This window comes from Mesorhizobium sp. M0500 (assembly GCF_040321165.1).
Taxonomy (GTDB): domain Bacteria; phylum Pseudomonadota; class Alphaproteobacteria; order Rhizobiales; family Rhizobiaceae; genus Mesorhizobium.
In genome coordinates this window covers 37,089-59,704 of sequence record NZ_JAMYRB010000022.1, presented here as the reverse complement: position 1 = coordinate 59,704, position 22,616 = coordinate 37,089, and the positions used below count along the sequence as shown (strand labels likewise).

The following is a 22,616-nucleotide window of genomic DNA, read 5'->3' as shown; positions in this document are numbered from 1 at the left end:
AACGCGCTTCAGGTCTTGTCCGGCATGTAACCCAAACCGCTGCACCCTCAGGTCAAGCTCGATGGCGGGCTTTTGGGCGGCATGCACCAGCAAGGTCTGGCTGCCGAAAAAACAAACGCGTGCTGCACGATTCCACGTCATCCTGCGTTTTTCGACTTTCCGAGCAGGAATCGCTGCTGATTCGCTGCCGCGGATCGATTTTTGCCTTGCCGTAGGCTGTATTTCAGCGATTCAACTGGTCCTATTGCGCTTCGGGACGGATTAGACCACAGCCGGCGCCTTTTTGCATGTGAGTGTTGCAAAATAGATGCTTGTTTCTTGGGCATGAAGAGCACATATATAGATCATCTCCTGAGCGCGTTCTCCTCCCATTAGCGCTCTCGAGTGTTCCCCTCTGGAGGTTAGCCTTAACAGGCACTTCCAATCAAACTCAGCCGGGTCTTCATTGATCCGGCTTTTTTGTTGCCCGAAACCAACACATCGCCAGAAAATCGGCCGGAGCGGTCGCGTAACAGTGACATGTAACCTCGGGTAACATGCCGCGGGCGCGCCAAATCGATTAAGCAGAGCACAGGACGCGGTGTGGCTCGTCCGGGGGATGGGGGCATCACTCGGACGACCCGGGCTCAGGCAGCTACCGCGTCCGAACCTTCCTCCGCCGCCAGGCACCGGCGGCAAGCATGCGGCGGACCTGCCGTTTCGCCTCCCACGAAGACGGTCCGCAAGAAACGGCGCCCGGATCATCCGGGCGCCGTTTCCTGTTGGGCCGCAAAGGCAGATCAGGCGGCCTTGCCGTTGGCGTTCAGCGCTTCGTCGGCCAACCGGCCGGTGAGTTCGGCCATGTGGTCGAAGACGGCCCGGTAGCTGGCGACACCCGCCGTGGCCGAGCGCAGCTCGATGATGAGGTCGCCGATCTCGGCTTGCGGCATGGTCGCCTCGACGACGTCCCATCCGGGCCAGTCGGGCCGCGCGTCGTAGCCGAGGATCTGGCCGCGCCGCTGCGGGATCAGAGCGATGATCTTCGACGTCGCATCCGACGGCGTGACGATCTCGACCTTCATCACCGGCTCGAGCAGCACCGGCGAGCACGCGGCCATGCCTTCCTTCATCGCCAGCTTCGCTGCCATCTGGAAGGCCATGTCGGAGGAATCGACCGCATGGTAGGAGCCGTCGGAAAGGTTGACGGCAACATCGACGACCGGGAAGCCGAGCGGGCCGGATTTCAGGTAATCGCGCACGCCGGTCTCGACCGACTGGATGTAGGTCTTCGGCACGACGCCGCCGGTGATCGTATCGGTGAACTGGAAGCCTGACCCGCGCGGCAGCGGTTTGATCTCAATCACGACGTCGCCGAACTGGCCGTGGCCGCCTGATTGTTTCTTGTGGCGGCCGCGCTGCTGCGTCGCTTTGCGGATCGTCTCGCGGTAGGGCACGGCCGGCACATGGCCTTCGACCGGGATCTGGTTCTTGCCTTCCAGCCGCTCGCGCACGACGCGCAGATGCATCTCGCCATGGCCGGACAGCACGGTTTCGGCCGAATCCTGGTTGTGATGCAGGTTGAGCGAGGGATCTTCCTCGGCCAGGCGCTGGATGGCCGCCGACATCTTGACCTCGTCCTTGCGCTCTTTCGGCCGCAGCGCGAAGGCGAAGACCGGTTGCGGCGGCGCCAGCGTGACCAGCGGCTGGATGCCGCCCTTGGTCGAGCTCAGCGTCTGGCCGGTCCTGACGGCGTCCAGCTTGCCGAGCGCGACCGTGTCGCCGGCCTTGGCCGAAGTCAGCTTGACCTGGTCCTTGCCGAGCATCTTGTAGATGCCGGAGACCTTTGCCGTTTCGCCATTGGAAAGGAACAGCTCGGCGGCGTCGGCGACCTGGCCGGACAGGATGCGCGACACAGACAGCTTGCCGCCATGCGCGGTGTGGATGGTCTTCATCACCTGGACCACGGTGGCATTGCCATCGAGAGCGCCGAGGCGCTGGCGCGTCGCCTCGATGTCGGGTGCGTCGTGACGGATCGCCTTCAACAGGCGCAGCACGCCATTGCCCTTCTCGGCGGTGCCGATCAGCACCGGCGTCACCATGCCGTCGCGCAGGTCGGCGGCAAGATCGTCGAAGATCGCATCCTTCGGCGGTTCGATCTCGTCCAGCAATTGCTCCATCAGCCGGTCGTCATGGTCGGCGAGCGTCTCCAGCATGGAAAAGCGCGCCTCGAGCTCGCGCGCCTTGTCGTCGCTCGGGATCTGGGCGACCTCGCTCTCGGCATATTCGCGGTAGATGTAGGCACGCTCCAGAGCGAGGTCGATCGAGCCGATGACGACGCCGTCCTTGCGCAGCGGGATCTGGCGCAGCAGCAATGGCACCGAGCTTGCCGGCTGCAGCATCTTCAGCGTGTCGCGCACACCTGCTATCGCCTTGTCGACCTTGTTCAGGAACAGCATGCGCGGCACGCCGAGATCGTCGAGCTTGCGCATGATCAGCTGCAGGGCAGGGATCTTCTTCTCGTCGGCCTCGGCAACGACCACGGCGACGTCGCAGGCGGCCAGCACCGGCTCGGCTTCGAAGGAGAATTCGATGGAGCCGGGACAATCGACGAAGGTGAACGGCTCGCCCATGAAATCGGTGGTGGCGAAGGTCGCCTCGACGCTCATGCCGTGAGCGCGCGCCTCGGGCGAATGATCGGAAACGGTATTTCCGGACGAAACGGGATTCTGGCGGGGAATGGCGCCTGTACGGGCGAGTATGGCTTCGAGAAGTGTCGTCTTACCGCTTGCGAAGGGACCGACTATGGCAATGCATTTCGGTCCCGTGCGTCGTCCTCCGGCGCGAGTACCCATGGCTGACCTCCACTCAGGCGTTTCCCTGTGAGCGGCGGCCGGCCTGTCGGCCGTCGCGGGCGAGGCTTTTTTCAATTTGCCACCTACCCAAAGGGCATCGTCCCACGGGCAGGCCGGGAGGGCAAGGGATTTGAGGTTGAAGGGATTTGAAGTTGGGGCCGGTTCAGCCGGTGCCGGTTAGGCGCGACGCCAGCGAGGGTGCGTCGACGCGCTGCACCGCCACCGTCTCGGCAAAGCGCGCGAGCAACGGATTGAACAGGTCCGCACGCTCCCAGAAAGGCGCATGCCCGGCGCTAGAGATGATGTGGCAATGCTCCCACAGCGAGCCGTATGCGAGTGTCTCAAAATAGCCGAGCCGGACGAACGGATCGTTCTCGCCATTGACGATAGCGACCGGAAACGCGGCTTGCTCGACCACCTGTCTCTGGTCGGCGCCCTTGCCGGTGAGCATGCCGCGCGTCACCGCGGCGCGCAGCCGGCCGTCGGTGCGCAGGATGGCTTGGCGAAAGGACGGATCGGCGGTGTCGCCGAAGCACAGCGTCTCGAAGCGCTCGGCATCGCGTTCGGAATACGTCTTTTTGGACGCCAGCAGCATGTCCCAATGCGCGTGGAAGCCGCGCAGCATGCCGAAAGGACCCTTCGATACCGGCGGCGCGCCGGTCAGCATCAGCCCGCCGACGGCGCGGTGAAAACTTGCGAGTTCGATTGCCACGTGCCCGCCAAGCGACCAGCCGAAGACGACGGCGCGGCCGATCCCCAAAACATCGAGGAGCTGAGCCGCCGATTGGGCAAGGCCGGCGATGGTGTAGTCCGTCGCCGGATCGCGGGCGTCCGACGATTCGCCATGGCCGGGCAGGTCGAAAGCAATCAACCGATGGGCAGCGGCCAACGGGCTGTCGAACTGACGGGCGAATACGGCGCGCGAACTGCCCGAGCCGTGGATCAGGACAAGCGGGATGCCGGGTCCCGACGACTGGCTGAGGCGCAAATCCGCTTGCGGCGTGCGGATCGTGCGGTGGGAAACGGCCATATCTGGTTTGGACCTTGGGATTGTCTCCAGGTCAACATCGCATGCCGAGGTCACCATGTTGTTTAGAACGGTGGTTAAGAAATGATTTCTCGGCTTGCGCCGGGTATGATGAACGAATCCACCACAGCTAACCCCGGGACCCTGATGATGGAATCCACGCTCGACCTTCTCCTCTCGATCAGCAGCATCGCGACGCTCGGGCAATATGCCTGGTCGATGCGCGCGCATTTCCAGTCGCAGACCATGTCTCAAGGCGCGATGATCATTTCGGCCGTCGTGGTCGGCACGGCGCTGTTCTTTCTTGCGCTGCTGTGGATCGAGCGGCAGCCGGTGGCGGCGAAGATCGGCGGGCTCGCCATCGAACTGGCAAGCTCGGCGCTGTTCTGGTGGGCGATCTCGGTCTCCCGCAAGGCGCGGCTGCGGTTCGCATTCGATCCTGACAATCCCGACAGCCTGGTGACCGAAGGCCCTTATCTCCATGTCCGGCATCCGTTCTACACGTCCTACATCATCTTCTGGATCGGATGGGGTATCGCGACCTGGTCGGTCTGGGCGGTGGTTCCGGTCGCCGGCATCGTTACGATCTACGTGATCGCAGCCTTGGACGAAGAGCGAAAATTTTCGCGGACAAGGTTGGCCGATGCCTACGACGCTTACCGCACGCGGACCGGTCTGTTCTGGCCGCGTTTTGCCCGCAGCCGGCAGGAGATGCAGCCGGCATCGGACGAAAGTGGTAGGGTCTAAGACACTGGATTGAATCGAGGACTTGCGACGATGAAGATTATTGCCTGCGGCAGCGTGCCGACGATTGTTGCGCCGGAAAAATACTTCACTGGCCGGGTTTTGCAGACGCCGATCATCGAGAAAGAGGCGCCGGCGCGGCTCAGAGCCACGCTGGTCAGCTTCGAGCCCGGCGCTCGCACCCACTGGCACACGCATCCGCTCGGCCAGACGCTCTATGTCACATCCGGTGCCGGTCTCGTGCAAAGCTGGGGCGGGCCGCTGCAGGAGATCAGGGCCGGCGACGTCATCTCCTTTGCGGCCGGCGAAAAGCACTGGCACGGCGCCGCGCCCAAATCGGCGATGACCCACATCGCCATGCAGGAGGCGCTCGAGGGTGTGCATGTCGATTGGCTGGAGAAGGTGAACGACGAGCAGTATGGCGGCTGAAACGTCTCAGACCAGCGCGGCGGTAAAGCGCTGGATGCGCGTGCAGGCCTCTTCGAGCAGAGCCTCCGACGTGGCGTAGGAGATGCGGAAGTTCGGGCCGAGGCCAAAGGCCGAGCCGAAAACAACCGCCACGCCCTCGGCCTCGAGCAGTTCCGAGCAGAAGGTTTCGTCGCTGTCGATCACCTTGCCGCTCTTGGTCTTCCTGCCGATCAGCTGGGCACAGGAGGGATAGACGTAGAACGCACCCTCCGGCGACGGACAGGTGATGCCGCGCGCCTGGTTGAGCATCGAGACGACGAGATCGCGCCGGCCCTGGAAGATCGCCTTGTTCTTCGGGATGAAATCCTGCGGGCCGTTCAGCGCTTCGACCGCCGCCCATTGGGCGATGGTGCAGGCGCCGGAGGTCTGCTGGCCCTGGATCATGTCCATCGCCTTGATCAGCGGCACCGGGCCTGCCGCGTAGCCGATGCGCCAGCCGGTCATGGCATAGGCCTTCGACACGCCGTTCATCGTCAACGTGCGCTCATAGAGCTTAGGCTCGACCTCGGCGATGGTCTTGAAGACGAAGTCGCCATAAGTCAGGTGCTCGTACATGTCGTCGGTCAGCACCCAGACATGCGGGTGCTTCAACAGCACGTCGGCCAGGCTCTTGAGTTCCGCTTCGGTGTAGGCTGCGCCCGAGGGGTTCGACGGCGAGTTCATCAACAGCCATTTGGTGCGCGGCGTGATCGCCTTTTCCAGCACGGCCGCCGTCAGCTTGAAGCCGTTGTCGATGGAGGTGTCGGCAAAGGCCGAGGTGCCGCCGCAGATCGCCACCATTTCGGGATAACTGACCCAATAGGGGCGCGGGATGATCACCTCGTCGCCGGGGTTCAGCGTCGCCATGAAGGCGTTGAACAGGATCTGCTTGCCGCCGGTGCCGACGATGGTCTGCTCCGGCCGGTAGTCGAGATTGTTCTCGCGCTTGAATTTTTTTGCGATCGCATCGCGCAGCGGCACAATGCCGGATACCGGCGGATATTTCGTCTCACCGCGGCGGATCGCCTCGATCGCGGCGTGCTTGATGTTGTCGGGGGTGTCGAAGTCCGGCTCGCCGGCGCCCAGCCCGATCACATCGCGGCCGGCGTTTTTCAGCTCGCGCGCCTTCTGCGTCACCGCGATGGTCGCGGAAGGCTTTACGCGGGAAAGGACGTCGGCAAGAAAGGCCATGACAGATATCTCCAGAAAAGACCGGCGGGCGAAGGCGCCGCGGCGCCTCTCATGTCGCATCGTCTTCTCAAGCGCAAGCCCAGCGCAGGCATTGTCGAATGAGCCAGCGCGCAATGCTGGCAACAATAAATTCACCAACGATCGGTAAAAGCTTGAACGGCAGGACCGTGGCCGGTCCGCCAGTCTCGCATAGCGAGGAACCGTGACGCGCAGCATCGGGCTTGCCCATATCATCCGCCATGATGACGGCACCGCCAGCGGTGTCTGGGGGGTCTATACGCTGCAAAGCGCGTTCCAGCCGATCTTCGCCTTCAACAAGGGCAAGCTTTCCGTCGTCGCGTTCGAGGGGCTGATCCGGCCGTTCCGCGAAGGCGAGCCGCAGCCGCCAATGAGTTTCTTCAACAGCTGTCCGGCGGTCGACCGCCTGCATATCGAGGCGCTGACACGGACGCTGCACCTTCTGAACGCCGGCGCCTGCCTGCCGCGAGACGCCTCCATCTTCATCAATTTCGATCCATCGGTGTTCACCGACCGCAGCATCGCCGACAAGGCGCTGCGCGACATGCGGCTGGTGCTGCACGAGGCCGACATCGATCCGCGCCGCGTCGTCTGCGAGGTCACCGAGCAGAAATCGGCGTCGCAGGAAACGCTCTACAATTTCGTCGAGGCGCTCAGGGGCAATGGTTTGCGCATTGCCGTCGACGATTACGGCGCCGAGGAGTCCGACATCAATCGCATCAAGGAACTCAGGCCAGACATCGTCAAGTTCGACGCCGACTGGATCATGACGCTGATGGAGTCCGGTGCCGGCTTCGCCTTGCTGACCGCTATGGTGACAAGCTTCGAAGAGCAAGGCATCCGGACGGTATTCGAGGGCATCGAGACGGGCTGGCAGCTCGAGCTCGCCGAAAAGTCGGGCGCCTCGATGGTGCAAGGCTTCGTGCTGGCACGCCCGGAGCTTGCACCGACCAGCTTTCACGTCTTCGACAAGGCCGGGCAGGCATCAGCGGTGTCGCCCGATAAGGACAAAGTGCCCACGGCCGTTTCGACCTCGCGGCGACCGATGCGGGCTTTCGGGCGCAGGGTGGCATCGTGACCGGGCGGGCCGACATGCGGCGCAAGGTCGGCGAAGCGATCTTTGCCGACGAGGTCGGCATCGAATATGGCGTCTATGGCGCATTCCGGCTGAGGAGCGCCTACCAGCCGGTCTTCGCGGCTCGCGGCAGGTTTCTCGCCGCCGTCGCGGTCGAGGGACTGATCGAGCCGCATCGCGCAGGCAGGCCGGTGGCGCCGCAAATCTTCTTCGAAGGTGTGCCGGCAGCGGATCGGCTGTTGGTCGAAACCATGTGCCGGGTGCTGCATTTGCGCAACTTCCGCAACATCGGCGTCGACGGGCTCGACCTGTTCTTCAATTACAATCCGCTGATCAACGATGACCCCGCACGGGCGCTGGCCGAAATCAGGCTGATGACCAGGCATCTGGCGGATTTCGGCCTGCATCCCGGCATGCTGGTCTGCGAGATCACCGAGCAGGCGGCCGGCGACAAGGTGCTTGTCAGCCTGGCGCGCGAGATGCGGCGCGACGGCGTCCGCATAGCCATCGACGATTTCGGCACCGGGCATTCGACCGAAGAAAGGGTAGCCCTGGTGCAGCCCGACATCGTCAAGATCGACGGCACCTGGTTCGCAGAATTCTGCCGCCATGCCGCCGCCGAGCGGTTTTTCCGGCCGCTGGTTTCGACGCTGCACGACCGTGGCGCCAAGGTGCTGGTCGAAGGCGTCGAGAACGCCACGCATCTGCGCGTCGCGCTGGATGGCGGCGTCGACCTGCTGCAGGGCTTTTACCTTGCCCGGCCGGCGCTGGCCGGTACGCTGTTCGACGAGGAGCCTCTGTCGATCGACAGGCTGCTTGGCAGGGACAACAACGTCATCCCCCTATTCGGCTAGGATATGTCGAGATTCAAGTGATGCCGGCCTGCGAACGGCGGTTTCCTGCGCTTCCGGTGCTCACGTACCCAAAGTACGCTCCGCTCCGGTTCTCGGAACCCACCCTTCTCGGCTCGGCCTGACTTGAATCTCGATATATCCTGAAATGCATCAGCGGCGCTGATGGTTACGCCAAAACAAATCACTGGATGAAGCCGCCGCTGCCGCGATAGAGGCTGGATCAAGCCCTGAGACGGGTGGTTGCGAGCAAGGGGCAGTACCGATGATACTCTATGGAATGATCGACAGCGGCAATTGCTACAAGCCGCGCCTGTTGATGGCCAAGCTCGGCATCGCTTTCACCAATGTCGAGGTCAGCTCGCACACCGGCGACACGCGCAAGCCCGACTATGTCGCGAAAAACCCGAACGCCATGGTGCCGCTGCTCGAACTCGACGACGGCCGGCGGCTGGCCGAATCCAATGCCATCCTGCTCTATCTCGCCGAAGGCACGCGGTTTCTGCCGGCGGACAGATACGAACGCGCGCTGGCCTATCAGTGGCTGTTCTTCGAGCAATACAGCCACGAGCCTTATATCGCCGTGCGCAGGGCGCTGCTGACCTTCCCTGAAAGAGCCAAGGACGCAACGCCCGAGCGGCTGGCGCTGACGCTGGAGCGCGGCAACAAGGCGCTCGGCGTCATGGACAAGCACCTGGCCGGGAGCAGCTTCTTCGCCGGTGATATGCTCAGCGTCGCCGACATCGCGCTCTATGCCTATACGCACACGGCCGAGACGGGCGGGTTTCAGCTCGACGCCTATCCGGCGGTGGCCGCCTGGCTGAAAAGGGTCGAGGCCGACCCGGGGCATGTGCCGCTGGAGTGGGTGGGTTGAGTGCAACTCGCCGACTTTGCTGAGCAACGTTGACAATTGGCGAAAGCTTCGGCGAAAGCGTCCTTCTCCCCGTCACTATACGGGGAGAAGGAGCTGTATCGCCGGTTTCGCCAATTGTCGGCGTTTAAAATCCAGACAGCAAAAAGGCGGGACAAAATCCCGCCTTCCCATGCTTGGTAGCCTGATCGGGAGCGTTTTGGCCGGGCCGGCAGCAATCTGCTGCTTCGGCTTGTCGGGGTCTTTCGCTCCAGCGCGCTTCTCGCGCGACCCCCAGTACATCCGTGACTTGCCGCGCGCCCGGGGATAGCGCCGGGCGCGCGCCATTCGCAAAATCAGGCTGCCTTGCTCAGAGATCCAGCGGACGACTTGCCAGTGCGGCGGTCCTGCTCGATCTCGAAGTTGATCTTCTGGCCTTCAACCAGGGTCGACAGTCCAGCACGCTCGACTGCGGATATGTGAACGAAAACGTCCGCGCCGCCGCTGTCAGGCTGAATGAAGCCGAAACCCTTGGTGGAATTAAACCACTTGACCGTACCTGTTGCCATTTCGATAGTCCTTTACGTTTGCTTTAGTTTGACTGGACCGAAACCCAGCCGGTTTGTATCGAGATTTTGGAGATAGAACGTCAGCAAACGCGAAGATCGCGAGGCCCGGATCGATCGGCCGAAATATCAATGGACGGCATATAATATGCTTTCGCGCAAAAAACAAGACGGGGCGGAAAATGGCGCCGCGACAACCCTGCCCAACGGCCGCCCCAATCGCGTGAGAGCGTCGTCGCTGCGCGCCTGACGCGGGAGGATCGCGCCGGCTTCGGGCGCGACCGGGTTTTGGGGAGAGGGGCCATGAAAATCGTTCTGCTTGCCGCTTGCCTGACGCTGGTGGCCGCCGAGGCGCAGGCGGTCTCGCGCTACGACCCGACCCGCATGAGCTGCGGCAAGGTGCAGGCGACGATCGCGCGCGAGGGTGCGGTCATCCTGCGCTACAGATCGGCGCGCGTGCCGGGCCTGGCGCTCTACGACCGCTATGTGCGGAGCCAGCAATTCTGCGACATCGGCGAAGTCAGGGCGCGGGCCTCGGTGCCGAGCGCCGATACGAATTCGTGCACCGTCTACAAATGCAAGCGGGTGGAGATCGATCGGCGCTTCCGCCGGCGCCTGCTTCCGGATTAGAGTGGGACGAAATGGTGCGCCGGGTGCCGGCCTCGCCTGAATATCAGCACACCTAAAACCCGAACGACACCTGCGCCGGCGGTGGCGGGCCGACGCGTACGCCTTCCATGGCCAGCATCTTTTCCTTGGTAGCCGAGCCGCCGGGCGCGGAAAATCCACCGATCTTGCCGCCGGCGGCAAGGATGCGGTGACAGGGGATGACCAGCGGCACCGGGTTGGCGCCGAGTGCGGCGCCTGTCTCACGCGCCAGCCCGGCATGGCCGGCGCGTTTGGCCAGTTCGCCATAGGTGGTGGTTTCGCCGAAGGCGAGTTTTCGCGCCGCGTCATAGATCGCCAGGCGGAACTCGTCGACGCCGCTGAGATCGACCGGCACGCCGGAGAAATCGATATCCTCGCCGGCGGCATAGGCCTTGATCGACGCGATCAGCTCGGCAACCCATTGCGGCTCGGGCTTCACGGCTTGTTCGACGTCGGAGGCATGGCGCAGCAGCCGGCGCTCGACCGCGTCGCGATTGCGCTGCGGCAGGCAGAGCCGGGTCAGTCCGGCTTCGCTCCAGGCGATGCCCATGAAGCCGAGCACGGTTTCGAAGACCGCGTGGCCGGCGGTGGCATGAGAGGCGTCCATGGCGTGCTCCTTTCCGGAATCCTTCGAAGTACAAATCCAGAACAATATCGCATTTCCCGGCCCGGCTCGCCACCCGAAAACGGTCGAATGCCGCGGATTGCCCGGGGAAAGATGCTGGTGTAAGGACTTCTTAACACCCGACGAACCGGACCCGAGCGCGGCTTGCCAGCAAAATTTCTCTTTCCCGTCCTAGTGGCGGTGTTGGCCGTGGCCGCTCTCAGCGGCTGCACCTCGACTTCGCCGGTGACCCCGGCGCCGGCCTTTACCGAAAATAAGGCCAATACCGACGCCGGCTTTACGATGGCGCTGCCCGACACGGTTTCGGTGCTGCCGGAACCGTCCGGCGTCGCCCAGACGGCGGCGCTGCCGGTCGAGCCGGCCGCCGCCTTTGCCGGGCCGACGCCGCTGGCGGCAACTACCCCCGCCGTCATGACCGCCAATGCCCAGCCTGTTACCGCGACGCCAGCCGTCGCCATGCCGGTCACCCAACAGACCGCGGCCATGCCCGGCGTTCAGCCGGTTTCCTACACGGTGCCGCAGAACCCGGCCGTTCTGGCCGCGACCGACCCCACCGAGGGTCAGTCGAACGCCGGCGGCCGCAGCGAGATCGAGCGGCTGATCGAGAAATATTCCGCGCTCTACCAGGTGCCGGTCGATCTGGTGCGCAGCGTCGTCAACCGCGAGAGCACCTTCAACCCGAAAGCCTACAATCACGGCCATTGGGGGCTGATGCAGATCAAGCACGCGACGGCGCGCGGCATGGGCTATGACGGGCCGGCAAGCGGCCTGTTCGATGCCGAGACCAATTTGAAATATGCAGTGAAATATCTGCGCGGCGCCTGGCTGGTCTCAGGCGGCAATCCCAAGCGCGCCGACCGGCTCTACCAGAGCGGCTATTATTACGACGCCAAGCGCAAGGGGATGCTGGGCGAAACCGGCCTCGGCAGCGATAGCCTGCGCCGCCGCATGCAACCCGATGCCTGAGCCGCGCCCGCCGGCGCCAAACGACATCCGCCTGCGCAAGATCCTCGACGACACGCTTCTGGCGCCGCGCTGGCCCGAAGGTTTTTTCATGCGCGCCTTCGAAGCCGCCGATGCACTCGCTTTGCATGCGCTGTTGACCGCGGTGTTCGACGACGGCGCCGACGGGCCGTTCGACGAATGGTGGCCACGCATTTCGGCCGACGCGGAATTCGACCCAGCTTTGTGTTTCCTGGTCATCGACCGCAAGGGCCGGCTGGCGGGCGCGGCGCTCTGCTGGACACGGGCTTTCGTCAAGGACCTTGCCGTCCACCCGGAGGCACGCGGCAACGGCATCGCCGAGGCACTGATGCGGCACGCGTTTGCGGTGTTTCAGGCAAGGGGTGCTGCGCATGTCGATCTCAAGACCAATACGGTGGAGAACGCCGCCGCAGTGCGGCTCTATCAGCGGCTGGGGATGGTCGAGGTGGATTGGGCGGGGTGAGAGGTCGGGGGCTGAGCGGCTTCGGGTAAGTGCGTTGATATTCGAGCAGGCTGCGACGCTCGAAGGTAACGGCATGGATCCTAGGGTCTCCGCGACGTCGCTTCGCTCCTGCTCCGCCCTAGGATGACGAAGGGCACAGTGGCATAAAGGCCAATCGCGGGCGTTGGAGATTGGCTGGAAGCCTACCCGCGCTTCGTCATCCTAGGGCGGAGCGAACGCGAAGCGGGAGCGCAGACCCTAGGATCCATGCCGTTACATGGCTGTGGAGCGCAGCGACCCAAAAGGCCTCATGTGATTTGACGCTGCGGCGCGCTGACCTACCCTCTAGTGCCGGTACCGAGGAGACGAGCGATGCTGTCACCTTTCAACCGGAGCGTCACGCTGGCGGCGGCGGTGATCCTTGCCGCCGGCACCGCGGCCTATGCCCATCACGGCTGGTCGTGGACGCAGGACGGGTTTTTCGAACTCCGGGGCAAGATAACGGCCATCTATATCGGCAACCCGCATGCCACGCTGGACGTCGATGCGGAGGGAGAAGCCTGGCGGGTGGAGATGGCGCCGCCGTCCCGCACGATCGCCGCCGGCTTCACCGAGGAGGTCGCCAAGGTCGGCGACGAGGTGACCGCGATCGGCCATCGCTCGCGCGACGAGAGCGAAAAACGCATGAAGGCAGTCCGCGTCATCGTCGGCGGCAAGACCTATGATGTCTATCCCGAACGCGTGCCGCCGGCTTGAATGGACGGGTTTTTCGCCGGCATTGAGCAACTCGCTTTGGTGCGGGGGCTGAAGGCCTCCTTCGTCGCCTACCCAATCGTCAACGCGCTCCACATCATGTCGATCGGCGCGCTGCTGACCAGCGTCTGGCTCATTGACCTCAGGATCCTGGGCGCCTTCCGCTCGCTGCCGCAGGCGGCGTTCGTGGCGCTGCTGCGCCGCACCGCGTTGGGCGCGTTTGGCGGCGGGCTGGTCACGGGGTCGCTGCTGTTTTCAGTCAGGGCGAGCGAGTATGCGGCGATGCCGATCTTCCTCGCCAAGATGACACTCATCCTGCTTGCTGGAGCCAATTTTCTTGTTTTCATGCGCGGCGCACGCGGCGGTGACCAGTCGGCCGGCGGGGCCGCGACCATGCTGGCGGTGCTCTCGCTGGTGCTGTGGACGTCGGTGCTTTTCGCCGGACGGTTTATTGGGTTTCTCGGCTAGGCTGAGCGTCGGCAATGGCCTTCCCCAGGCGAGAGATAAGCTCCCTGCAAATGCAGCCAGAGGGAGTTTGCTATAAATCATTGAGTTGCCGGTGATGTCGGCCAAGGTGCGGGCGCACGGCCTACCGTGTTCAACAGCGGTCCGGGCCAACGGTTATTCATCTCGGCGACGCCGCCGGTGGACATCGTGACGGGCGAGATGGTGCGTGGTGACATCGGGACACAGATCGAGGCATCGCTGATCCCTTGCATTCATTGGAGATAGAAAACTACTTTGGTCCTTCTAGAAGCCTGAACCAATCCTTTACAGTCAATTTCAAACGGTCAATTTCGTCTTCGGCAAGCAAGCCGCAGTGGGCGATAGGCCCCCGAAGGGTATTTAAGGAAAACATTACTCTGCCTAGCGCTTTCTGATTGCTAAGGATCCCACCGAACAGAATCCAATTCGATCGAATTATTTCGCCCAATTGACCGAACGAAACATAATCAAGCTCATTCTCCGAGCGGCTAGTAACAGCCGCTTCTTGCTCTCGTTGCTGGTTAAATTTACACTCTTCTTTTGCACTACCGGGTGAATATTGATCCCACCAGTTAAGACCGTAAGCTTCAGATAAAGTTTCATCGATTAATTTTCTAATGTCATTTTCGAGCATATAGAATAACTTGTAGTACCGGGACATAAGGTCGGCATTTGCGCGCACATCACTAGAAAACTGATTGATTGATGCGAAAATTTCCGGTTCTTTTTCAATCGTCCGAGCGCCGACGTCTGCAGGAGAGTTGCCATCGACAGACATCTTTAGAGAGGCGCACTTAAGTATAAATAGCTCTATCTTTTCGGCTTGTCTCATTTCATCAAATTCTCTTTTATGCTCTTAAATATCGCATTAAGAACATTCAGGTCTGATGTTTCTGGTAATACAATATTTATATTGTAAAGCAATCCGATTTCTCGCGACTGGCCATCGCGCACTTCAGGTCGTAAAGGCGCTTTGTTCTCCAAGGGTTCCGTCGCTTCATTGATTTCAGCGGTGGGGGCGTTTAGATCGAGATTTGACGGGACGTAGGATTTGATAACGTTGAATGTGCCGCGGATAGCCATTGCGACAGGATCGTTGGATTTTAGGCCTGTTATTTCGACGATTATGTCTTTGAGCTTCGATTCTTCCGCCGAATGTGCATATTCGCTCCGGCGAAAAATCTCTTGAAACGCGCTTCGCAGACCTTGCAAAGCTGCCATTCCCCGACCGCTATCTGTTCTAAATTTTGCGTACAGCTCGGTCGGCGTACCGTCGCTGCCAAGGAAGTTCATTTTCTTTAGTACTGGTATCGTAGCTCTCGCAGCTCCGCCCGAGAGCTTGAGTACATTCTCAAGAAAATCAACGCTGAATCTTTCTGGGCGTTGGGCTTCGATCAGGCGGTCTAGCGCTTTTTTTAGAGTTCCGCTGGCAGTCAAGTAAGGTAGATTGCCGGGTATTTTTCGTTGCACCGCAGTTTGTTTGTCTCCGCCATTTGCCGCCGGGTCTGGCATTTCAGAAGGTTCTTTGTTCTCATTATCCTCAATTTTCTTCGCCATTTTCTACCCCATTATTTGAAGCGAGCCTGACAGATAAATTGATGCTTATCAATTGTAAGCGTTGTCCTTTTCACGGTGATCCCGTGTTGAGGCACTCCTCCGGCGGAAAGACTCTCGATCTTCTGGGCGAGATGGATCGGCACTTTTCTGCCACGACGGATGGAGGCTTCTGGCTGGCTTGCAACGTTGGCGGGACAGCGCCCCCCTCTGGCCTGCCGGCCATCTCCCCCACAAGGAGGGAGATTGGCTAATTGTCAGGCAAAATATTCCTGCAACGGCCTGACCTCGAGGCTCCCCGCCTTCAACGCCGCAATCGCCTCCGCCACCGCAGCCGCGCCCGATAATGTCGTGTAATACGGCACCTTCTGCATCAGCGTCGCCCTGCGCAGTGACTTCGAGTCCGACACCGCTTTCTGGCCGTCCGTCGTGTTGAAGACGATCTGCACCTGGCGGTTGCGGATGGCGTCCTCGATGTGCGGGCGGCCTTCCAGCACCTTGTTTATCTTTTCGGCGACGACGCCATTCTCGGCCAGGAAGCGGGCGGTGCCGGAGGTGGCGAGCACTTTAAAACCCTGGCCGGCGAGGCGCTTGACCGCCGGCAGGATGCCTTTCTTGTCCTCGTCGCGCACCGAGACGAACAGCGTGCCCGCGCGGGGGAGATCAACACCCGCCCCAAGCTGGCTCTTGGCGAAGGCGAGCGCGAAGTCGCGGTCGAGGCCCATGACCTCGCCGGTCGAGCGCATTTCCGGGCCGAGCAATATGTCGACGCCGGGGAAGCGGGCGAACGGGAATACCGCTTCCTTGACCGCGATGTGGCCGGGATTGCGCGGGTCGGGCATGGCGCCGTAATGGGCGAAGGCGTCTTCCAGGCTTTCGCCGGCCATGATGCGGGCAGCAATCTTGGCAATGGGCCGGCCGATGGTCTTGGCGACGAAGGGGACGGTGCGGGACGCACGCGGGTTGACCTCCAGCACATAGACGGTGCCGTCCTTGATCGCGTACTGCACGTTCATCAGCCCGCCGACATTGAGCGCCCGGGCAAGCGCTGCCGTCTGGCGCTCCAGCTCGTCGACCAGCTCGGAAGGCAGCGAATGCACCGGCAGCGAGCAGGCCGAGTCGCCCGAATGGATGCCGGCCTCCTCGATGTGTTCCAATATGCCGGAGACGTAGGTCGACTTGCCGTCGCAGAGGCAATCGACATCGACTTCGATGGCGCCTGAGAGATAGGTATCGAACAGAAGCGGGTTCTTGCCGAGCAGCGTGTTGATCTGGCCGGTCTTGTCGTTGGGATATTTCTGTTTGATGTCCTCCGGCACCAGGCCGGGCACGGTGTCGAGCAGATAGGATTGCAGCATGCTCTCATCGTGGATGATCTGCATAGCGCGGCCGCCGAGCACGTAGGACGGGCGCACCACCAGCGGGAAGCCGAGCTCGCCGGCGACGAGGCGGGCCTGCTCGACCGAATAGGCAATGCCGTTCTTCGGCTGGCTGAGGCCAAGCTTGTGCAACAGCTTCTGGAAACGGTCGCGGTCCTCGGCGAGGTCGATCATGTCGGGCGAGGTGCCGAGGATCGGGATGCCGGCCTTCTCCAGCGCATCCGCCAGCTTCAGCGGCGTCTGGCCACCGAACTGGACGATGACGCCGACGAGCTCGCCGGCCGCCTGCTCGGCGCGCAATATCTCCAGCACGTCCTCCGGCGTCAGCGGCTCGAAATAGAGCCGGTCGGAAGTGTCGTAGTCGGTCGACACGGTCTCCGGGTTGCAGTTGATCATGATCGCCTCGAAGCCGGCGTCGCGCAGCGCAAAGGCGGCATGGCAGCAGCAATAGTCGAACTCGATGCCCTGGCCGATGCGGTTGGGGCCGCCGCCGAGGATGACCACCTTCTTGCGCGACGAGACCTGCGCCTCGTTGGCGAGCGCGCCGGCGAAGGGAACCTCATAGGTCGAATACATGTAGGCGGTGGGCGAGGCGAACTCGGCGGCGCAGGTGTCGATGCGCTTGTAAACGGGATGAACGTCGAGTTTTTCGCGAATTTTTTGGATCTCTTCGACGTCCTTCCTGACCAGGGATGCTAGGCGGGAATCGGAGAAACCCATCGCCTTCAGCATGCGCAGATTGGCGGCGTCCTCGGGGATGCCGTGCTCGCGGATGCGCGCCTCCATGTCGAGAATGCCGGCGATCTGCTCGAGGAACCACGGGTCGATCTTGCACATTGCGTGCACGTCTTCGAGCGAGGTGCCCATGCGGATCGCCTGCGCCACCATGCGCAGCCGGTCCGGCGTCGGCGTGCCCAAGGCGGCGCGGATGGCGTTGCGGTCATCGACATGGCTGGCCGGCGCGTTCCCGTGGCCGATGCCGGGGATCTCGATTTCGTCCAGACCGGTCAGGCCGGTCTCCAGTCCACGCAAGGCCTTCTGCAGCGATTCCTGGAAGGTGCGGCCGATGGCCATGACCTCGCCGACCGACTTCATCGAGGTGGTCAGCACCGGCTCGGCGCCGGGGAATTTCTCGAAGGCAAAGCGCGGGATTTTGGTCACGACGTAATCGATGCTCGGCTCGAACGAGGCCGGCGTTGCTCCGCCTGTGATGTCGTTCTCCAACTCGTCCAGCGTATAGCCGACGGCGAGTTTTGCCGCGATCTTGGCGATCGGGAAACCGGTCGCCTTGGAAACCAGCGCCGACGAGCGCGAGACGCGCGGGTTCATCTCGATCACCACCAGGCGGCCGTCTGCCGGGTTGACGGCGAACTGCACGTTGGAGCCGCCGGTCTCGACGCCGATCTCGCGCAGCACCGCGATCGAGGCGTTGCGCATCATCTGGTACTCTTTGTCGGTGAGCGTCAGGGCAGGGGCGACGGTGATCGAGTCACCGGTATGCACGCCCATCGGATCGATATTCTCGATCGAGCAGATGATGATGCAGTTGTCGGCCTTGTCGCGGACAACCTCCATCTCATACTCCTTCCAGCCGAGCACGCTCTCCTCGATCAGCACTTCGGTGGTCGGCGAGGCGTCGAGGCCGGACTGGACGATCTCGAAGAATTCGGCGCGGTTGTAGGCGATGCCGCCGCCGGTGCCGCCCATGGTGAAGGAGGGGCGGATAATTGCGGGCAGGCCGACATGGTCGAGCGCTTGTGCTGCAATCGCCATGGCATGGCTGATATAGCGCTGCTTACGGTCGCCCTCACCGAGGTTCCAGCGCGTTTCCAGAGCATCGAGCGCGGCGTCGAGATTTTCGGGCTTTTCCGCCTTCAGCGCGGCGCGCTCGGCCTCGTGCGTCTTGCGGTCGGCATTCTTGACGTCGGTGGCGTTGGCCAGCATCGACTTCGGCGTTTCCAGGCCGATCTTGTTCATCGCCTCGCGAAACAGCGCGCGGTCCTCAGCCTTGTCGATTGCGGTGGCGTCGGCGCCGATCATCTCGACCTGATAGCGGTCGAGGACGCCCATGCGGCGCAGTGACAAAGCGGTGTTGAGCGCGGTCTGGCCGCCCATGGTCGGCAGCAGCGCGTCCGGCCGCTCCTTGGCGATGATCTTGGCAACCACTTCGGGCGTGATCGGCTCGATGTAGGTGGCGTCGGCCAGTTCCGGATCGGTCATGATGGTGGCCGGATTGGAGTTGACCAGGATAACGCGAAAACCCTCTTCCTTCAGCGCCTTGCAGGCCTGGGTGCCGGAATAGTCGAATTCGCAGGCCTGACCGATGACGATGGGGCCGGCCCCGATGATCAGGATCGACTTGATGTCGGTGCGTCTTGGCATGTCGAGGGTCCGTTTCGGCGGGCGGCTTGCACAAAAAGCCGGACGGGATGACCCGGCCGGTTGTGCTCGCGATTCTGGTATCAGGCTAGGAGGGCCTTATAGGGAAGAGTTTTGCCGGATGTAACCCCCTAAAATGCGGATAGGGCAGTAGGGCAGTAGGGCAGTAGGGCAGTAGGGCAGTAGGGCAGAGGTTCGAACGCCTTTAAACATATTGCCCTACTGCCCTACTCCCTTACCACTATCCCCCAACGCCAAAGCATCCGTAATCTCGAAGCGTTCGGAAGCACCGACGCGGATCATGTTCAGGCTGCCCTCGCGGGTGAAGCGGAATTCGCCGGGCGCGTCCGCACCGGCCGGCTTGCCGGCCTTGAAGCTGATGATGCGCGTGCCGCCATCGGGCCAGGTCACGGTCACGTCGGTCTTGTCGCCGGTGCGCACGACGCCTGCCTTGCAGCTGGTCATCGGCTCGCCGAGATAGCGCGCGCAGGGGATGGCGTTGCCGGCACCGGGTACCGGTGTCCCCGGCGGCTGCAGCCGCGCAACGGTCTGTGCGTCGGCCGGGGGCGCCGCGTTGGCCGCGCCGAAATTCCGGACGGGGTCCGCAGCCACGGGCGGCGATCCATCAACCGGTCCAGTCGCGGGGTTTCCAGCGGCCAGGGCCAGGCGGTAAGCATCCTCGATCGCCACCTTGCCGATTGCGTCAGCGGAGTTCAGCGTCGTTTCGGGAGCGGTTGCGCCGAGGCGCGTTGTCAGATCGGGCAGCGGTTGAGAGGCAGGATTCTCCGTATCGGCCGCCGCCTGGGGTGTCACTTGCCGGGGATTGATAGGGTCGAGGTAGCGTGCGGGAGCCCATCCGCTCAGCTTCGGGTCGTCAATGTCTTCAACCTTGCACCACTTGTGGCCGCTGACGTCGCCGCAGCCGAGATTTTTCACGCTCGAACCACTCGGCAGCCGTGCCTCGACCTTGCCCATGGCCGACGCCGTGGCGCGCACGTTCAGGAGATCATCCGGAGCAAGACCCGTCACAATCGAGATGATGGGCTCCGGCTCCTGGCCGTTGGCCGGCAACTCCGCCAGCATCAGTGGAGCGGCAACCATCGCAAGCAGCGTCGTCGGGAGTGTTAGTGTGCGCCTAATCATCTGCCATGGGCGGTAGGTTCAATTGCCGAAGGCGCGGCCAGGCACGAAAGCGCCATCGCACGCCAGCCGGTTTTTATAGGCGACGAGACGGCGCTGTGTAAGCCCGAAAAGGTGCCGCGTGTTGAATCGCGACCAGGCCACTTCCGTGAACTAACAGCCGGCAAAATATTGCACATTTCATGTAAATATGCACTCTCTCAAGTAAGGTTGAGAAGGGCAATATGGTCGACCTTGAAATATTTGCGCAGGTGGAAAACATAGTTCGCCAGCGTATCAAGAAAACGCGCGCCGAAATTGAGGCTTCACTTGGTCACATCGCCAACGGCAATCCGCTGGCCGCCGAACAGACCCTCTCCAGGCGCCTCGACAGGTTGCAGGTAAAGGCGTCGCTCAGCCGCACCGAAGCGGAGATGATATCGGCAGCGATCGACATGAGGTCTGCCGGGGAAAGAAAGGCCGCCGCCAAGCAGCCAGGGCCGGAGGCAATTCTCGGCCCAACGCTCGATTTCATCGGGGTCGCATTCCTCGAGCGTGGGCGCCGTGCTGCCGATGCGGTTGGCCGCGTTGCCTTTCTCAACGGCAATCCACAAGGATCGGGTTTTCTCGTCGGGCCAAGGCTGTTCCTCACAAACAACCACGTGATTTCGTCGCTGGCGGATTCCCGGCGCTTCCAGGTCCAGTTCGATTATGAGCAGGACGGTGCGAATGCCGTGCGTGCGCCGACGACGTTTCTGTTCGATCCTGAATCCTGTTTCGTGACCGATAGCATAGAGGGTCTGGACTATACGCTGATCGGAGTTGGCGAGCGGCGTTCCGGTCCAAAGGAACTGGGGGAGTTCGGTTTTATCTCGCTGTCGGATGCGCGCGACAAGCATATGCTCGGCGAAATCGCCAACATCGTCCAGCATCCCGATGGCCGCTTCAAGGAACTGGTGTTGCGTGAAAACCGGCTGGTGGCCCGCGACGAAACGGTGCAAGTGCTGCACTATGTCGCCGACACCGAACAGGGTTCGTCCGGTTCACCGGTCTTCAACAATGAATGGGAACCTATTGCCCTGCACCATTGGGCCGGCCCGTTCCACGAGGTGACGGGCATAGGTGGCTATGCGCTTGCGCGCGAGATCAACGAAGGCGTACGGATCAGCGCCATCGTTGACGATCTGGGTGCTAGAAAGTCCAAGCTGCCGGGCTCCTCGGCATCGGCGGTTTCGCAAGCTCTGGCGATTTGGGCCGGCATGCCGCGCATGATGGACGAGACAGTTCGGCTGAACGCCGATATTCGCGAAGATGTGCCGGACAAGCCGGTGCAGCGGCCGGAACCGGATCGCAATCCGCCGGCGACGAGACACAATGCCGATGGCTCGGTCACCTGGACTTTTCCCGTCGAGATAAATGTCCGGGCGCCGCTGATCGACCGCGACGGAGGCGATGCGAGACGAAACGACGGCAAAGGCCCGGCAAGCGAACCCGGGAAGGTGGCCATCGCCGAGGCCGCGGGTTGGAAAACAGAGGATTTCGACGATCGTGGAGGGTATGAGCCCGGCTTCATACCGGGCTTTGTCCTGGCAATGCCGACGGTTGCCAATTCACCCTACCGGTTGGCCAAAAACCTTCTTGCCAAACCGGGAGAGGACCCACACGAATTGCGCTACCATCATTTTTCGATCTTGATGAACGCCGATCGCAGGCTTGCCTTCGTCACCGCCTGCAATATCGATGGATCCCGCACCAAGGCGGTCAATCGTGAGGACAAGACGGTCATCGACAACCCGTCGCTTGTCGAATTGGGGGTGGAGTCGATTTCCGGTTCGGAAGCCAGCGATGCTTTCCGGCCGGATCGGCGCATCGACCTTGGCGAGCAGATGAACCAGGAATTCTATTCGAGCCAGAATGTCCCTGGATTTCCCGTCGCAAAATCCAAGGAACGAATCGCTCGAATGTTCCAGAAGGGCCATATTACACTTCGCGGCGACCCCGCATGGGGCGTCGATCAGGAGGCGGTCGCGGCAGAACGCGACACGTTCTTTTATACCAATGCTGCGCCGCAAGTCGGCTTCTTCAATCAAGGAAGCTCGCTTAACCATCCCGGCTCCAAAGGGAAGTTGAGATGGCGCGCGGTAGAAACCTATGTGCTGCGCAACGCCTATACGACGCGAGGCCGTGTCACGGTGTTTGCCGGGCCAGTGTTCGGCGAGGACGATCCTCCCTACCGCTTCGACAGCCATGTTCCGCTGAAGTTCTGGAAGATCGCGCTGTGGTCCGATCAAGCTGGCCTGCGCGCCATCGCGCTGCTGGCGGACCAGAAGCCGGTTTTGGAAGTGATGCCCGAAGCGTTCGGCGAGCGTGCCGAGGCATTCGATGACCCGCTTGAAATTGCCAGGGTATCGGAGTTCCTTTCGACGGTGGCCGAGATTGAAGAGCTGACCGGCCTGAACTTTGGCCAGCAGGTGCGCGACGCCGACATTCGGGCCGGCTCCGAATCGGTTCCAGCACAGACTTTCAACCCGAGGCAACTGGCGCCCAAGACGTCACGGCCAAAGTCTTCAAAGACTTCGGCGGCCAGCACCCGACGTCCTGCCAAGCGATCGAAGCGATCCGCGTCTGGCAACTGAAGATTGGACCG

Annotated in this window: 21 protein-coding genes; 12 read left to right on the top strand and 9 right to left on the bottom strand. The window is 62.2% G+C overall.

Annotated elements, in window-relative coordinates; translation table 11 throughout:
- The first annotated feature begins 61 nt into the window (after window positions 1-61).
- The gene (locus NKI70_RS27040; protein WP_352697627.1) at window positions 62-265 is read left to right on the top strand and encodes a hypothetical protein; all 204 of its coding nucleotides are present in this window, start codon (window positions 62-64) and stop codon (window positions 263-265) included.
- 514 nt (window positions 266-779) lie between these two features.
- Here NKI70_RS27040 and NKI70_RS27035 read toward each other — a convergent pair.
- Both NKI70_RS27035 and NKI70_RS27030 read right to left on the bottom strand, forming a co-directional pair.
- Window positions 780-2,831, bottom strand: coding sequence for an elongation factor G (locus NKI70_RS27035; protein WP_023678341.1), 2,052 nt, complete (start codon window positions 2,829-2,831; stop codon window positions 780-782).
- Between the two features lie 163 nt (window positions 2,832-2,994).
- Window positions 2,995-3,861, bottom strand: a complete 867-nt coding sequence (locus NKI70_RS27030) for an alpha/beta fold hydrolase (RefSeq protein ID WP_023678340.1) — start codon at window positions 3,859-3,861, stop codon at window positions 2,995-2,997.
- A gap of 147 nt (window positions 3,862-4,008) precedes the next feature.
- On the opposite strand from NKI70_RS27030, the gene NKI70_RS27025 reads away from it, so the two are divergent.
- A complete protein-coding gene (locus NKI70_RS27025; protein WP_023678339.1) occupies window positions 4,009-4,605 on the top strand; it encodes a methyltransferase family protein in 597 nt (198 codons plus the stop codon).
- A 30-nt stretch (window positions 4,606-4,635) separates the two neighbouring features.
- On the top strand, window positions 4,636-5,031 hold the full coding sequence (locus NKI70_RS27020) for a (R)-mandelonitrile lyase (protein ID WP_023678338.1): 396 nt from the start codon (window positions 4,636-4,638) through the stop codon (window positions 5,029-5,031).
- Between the two features lie 6 nt (window positions 5,032-5,037).
- Here the strand turns inward: NKI70_RS27020 and NKI70_RS27015 are convergent, their stop codons facing one another.
- On the bottom strand, window positions 5,038-6,240 hold the full coding sequence (locus NKI70_RS27015; RefSeq protein WP_023678337.1) for a pyridoxal phosphate-dependent aminotransferase: 1,203 nt from the start codon (window positions 6,238-6,240) through the stop codon (window positions 5,038-5,040).
- Between the two features lie 202 nt (window positions 6,241-6,442).
- Here NKI70_RS27015 and NKI70_RS27010 point away from each other — a divergent pair, with 202 nt between their 5' ends.
- From NKI70_RS27010 to NKI70_RS27000, 3 genes are all read left to right on the top strand, one after another.
- Complete coding sequence (locus tag NKI70_RS27010; protein ID WP_352586856.1) at window positions 6,443-7,336, top strand: EAL domain-containing protein; 894 nt, start codon at window positions 6,443-6,445, stop codon at window positions 7,334-7,336.
- Window positions 7,333-8,187, top strand: a complete 855-nt coding sequence (locus tag NKI70_RS27005; RefSeq protein WP_352586858.1) for an EAL domain-containing protein — start codon at window positions 7,333-7,335, stop codon at window positions 8,185-8,187. Before NKI70_RS27010 ends, NKI70_RS27005 begins: the two co-directional genes overlap by 4 nt.
- Window positions 8,188-8,449: 262 nt before the next feature.
- Window positions 8,450-9,058, top strand: a complete 609-nt coding sequence (locus tag NKI70_RS27000; protein ID WP_352586860.1) for a glutathione S-transferase family protein — start codon at window positions 8,450-8,452, stop codon at window positions 9,056-9,058.
- Between the two features lie 332 nt (window positions 9,059-9,390).
- Here the strand turns inward: NKI70_RS27000 and NKI70_RS26995 are convergent, their stop codons facing one another.
- Complete coding sequence (locus NKI70_RS26995; RefSeq protein ID WP_023678332.1) at window positions 9,391-9,603, bottom strand: cold-shock protein; 213 nt, start codon at window positions 9,601-9,603, stop codon at window positions 9,391-9,393.
- Between the two features lie 300 nt (window positions 9,604-9,903).
- On the opposite strand from NKI70_RS26995, the gene NKI70_RS26990 reads away from it, so the two are divergent.
- The gene (locus NKI70_RS26990) at window positions 9,904-10,230 is read left to right on the top strand and encodes a hypothetical protein (RefSeq protein ID WP_023719370.1); all 327 of its coding nucleotides are present in this window, start codon (window positions 9,904-9,906) and stop codon (window positions 10,228-10,230) included.
- A 52-nt stretch (window positions 10,231-10,282) separates the two neighbouring features.
- Here NKI70_RS26990 and NKI70_RS26985 read toward each other — a convergent pair whose 3' ends face one another.
- A complete protein-coding gene (locus tag NKI70_RS26985; RefSeq protein ID WP_352586862.1) occupies window positions 10,283-10,855 on the bottom strand; it encodes a methylated-DNA--[protein]-cysteine S-methyltransferase in 573 nt (190 codons plus the stop codon).
- 207 nt (window positions 10,856-11,062) lie between these two features.
- Here NKI70_RS26985 and NKI70_RS26980 point away from each other — a divergent pair, with 207 nt between their 5' ends.
- The 4 genes from NKI70_RS26980 (at window position 11,063) to NKI70_RS26965 (ending at window position 13,520) form a co-directional block, all read left to right on the top strand.
- Window positions 11,063-11,839, top strand: coding sequence for a transglycosylase SLT domain-containing protein (locus NKI70_RS26980; RefSeq protein ID WP_352697631.1), 777 nt, complete (start codon window positions 11,063-11,065; stop codon window positions 11,837-11,839).
- Window positions 11,832-12,320, top strand: a complete 489-nt coding sequence (locus NKI70_RS26975; RefSeq protein ID WP_352697633.1) for a GNAT family N-acetyltransferase — start codon at window positions 11,832-11,834, stop codon at window positions 12,318-12,320. The genes NKI70_RS26980 and NKI70_RS26975 overlap by 8 nt, the downstream gene beginning before the upstream one ends.
- 351 nt (window positions 12,321-12,671) lie before the next feature.
- Complete coding sequence (locus NKI70_RS26970; protein WP_352725406.1) at window positions 12,672-13,055, top strand: DUF6152 family protein; 384 nt, start codon at window positions 12,672-12,674, stop codon at window positions 13,053-13,055.
- Window positions 13,056-13,520 carry a hypothetical protein gene (locus tag NKI70_RS26965; RefSeq protein ID WP_352725404.1) on the top strand — a complete coding sequence of 155 codons (465 nt, stop codon included), beginning with the start codon at window positions 13,056-13,058 and terminating at the stop codon, window positions 13,518-13,520.
- Between the two features lie 268 nt (window positions 13,521-13,788).
- On the opposite strand, the gene NKI70_RS26960 is transcribed toward NKI70_RS26965, so the two are convergent.
- The 4 genes from NKI70_RS26960 to NKI70_RS26945 form a co-directional block, all read right to left on the bottom strand.
- A complete protein-coding gene (locus NKI70_RS26960; protein WP_352725402.1) occupies window positions 13,789-14,370 on the bottom strand; it encodes a Swt1 family HEPN domain-containing protein in 582 nt (193 codons plus the stop codon).
- Window positions 14,367-15,095, bottom strand: a complete 729-nt coding sequence (locus NKI70_RS26955) for a DUF5343 domain-containing protein (RefSeq protein ID WP_352725400.1) — start codon at window positions 15,093-15,095, stop codon at window positions 14,367-14,369. Before NKI70_RS26955 ends, NKI70_RS26960 begins: the two co-directional genes overlap by 4 nt.
- Before the next feature lie 254 nt (window positions 15,096-15,349).
- Window positions 15,350-18,853: a carbamoyl-phosphate synthase large subunit gene (gene carB / locus NKI70_RS26950; protein ID WP_352725398.1), complete on the bottom strand. Its 3,504-nt coding sequence runs from the start codon at window positions 18,851-18,853 to the stop codon at window positions 15,350-15,352.
- 216 nt (window positions 18,854-19,069) lie between these two features.
- Window positions 19,070-19,951, bottom strand: a complete 882-nt coding sequence (locus NKI70_RS26945) for an SH3 domain-containing protein (protein WP_352725397.1) — start codon at window positions 19,949-19,951, stop codon at window positions 19,070-19,072.
- A gap of 263 nt (window positions 19,952-20,214) precedes the next feature.
- On the opposite strand from NKI70_RS26945, the gene NKI70_RS26940 reads away from it, so the two are divergent.
- Window positions 20,215-22,605 (top strand): DNA/RNA non-specific endonuclease, encoded by a 2,391-nt coding sequence (locus NKI70_RS26940; RefSeq protein ID WP_352725395.1) that lies wholly within the window; start codon window positions 20,215-20,217, stop codon window positions 22,603-22,605.
- The last annotated feature ends 11 nt before the right edge of the window (window positions 22,606-22,616 follow it).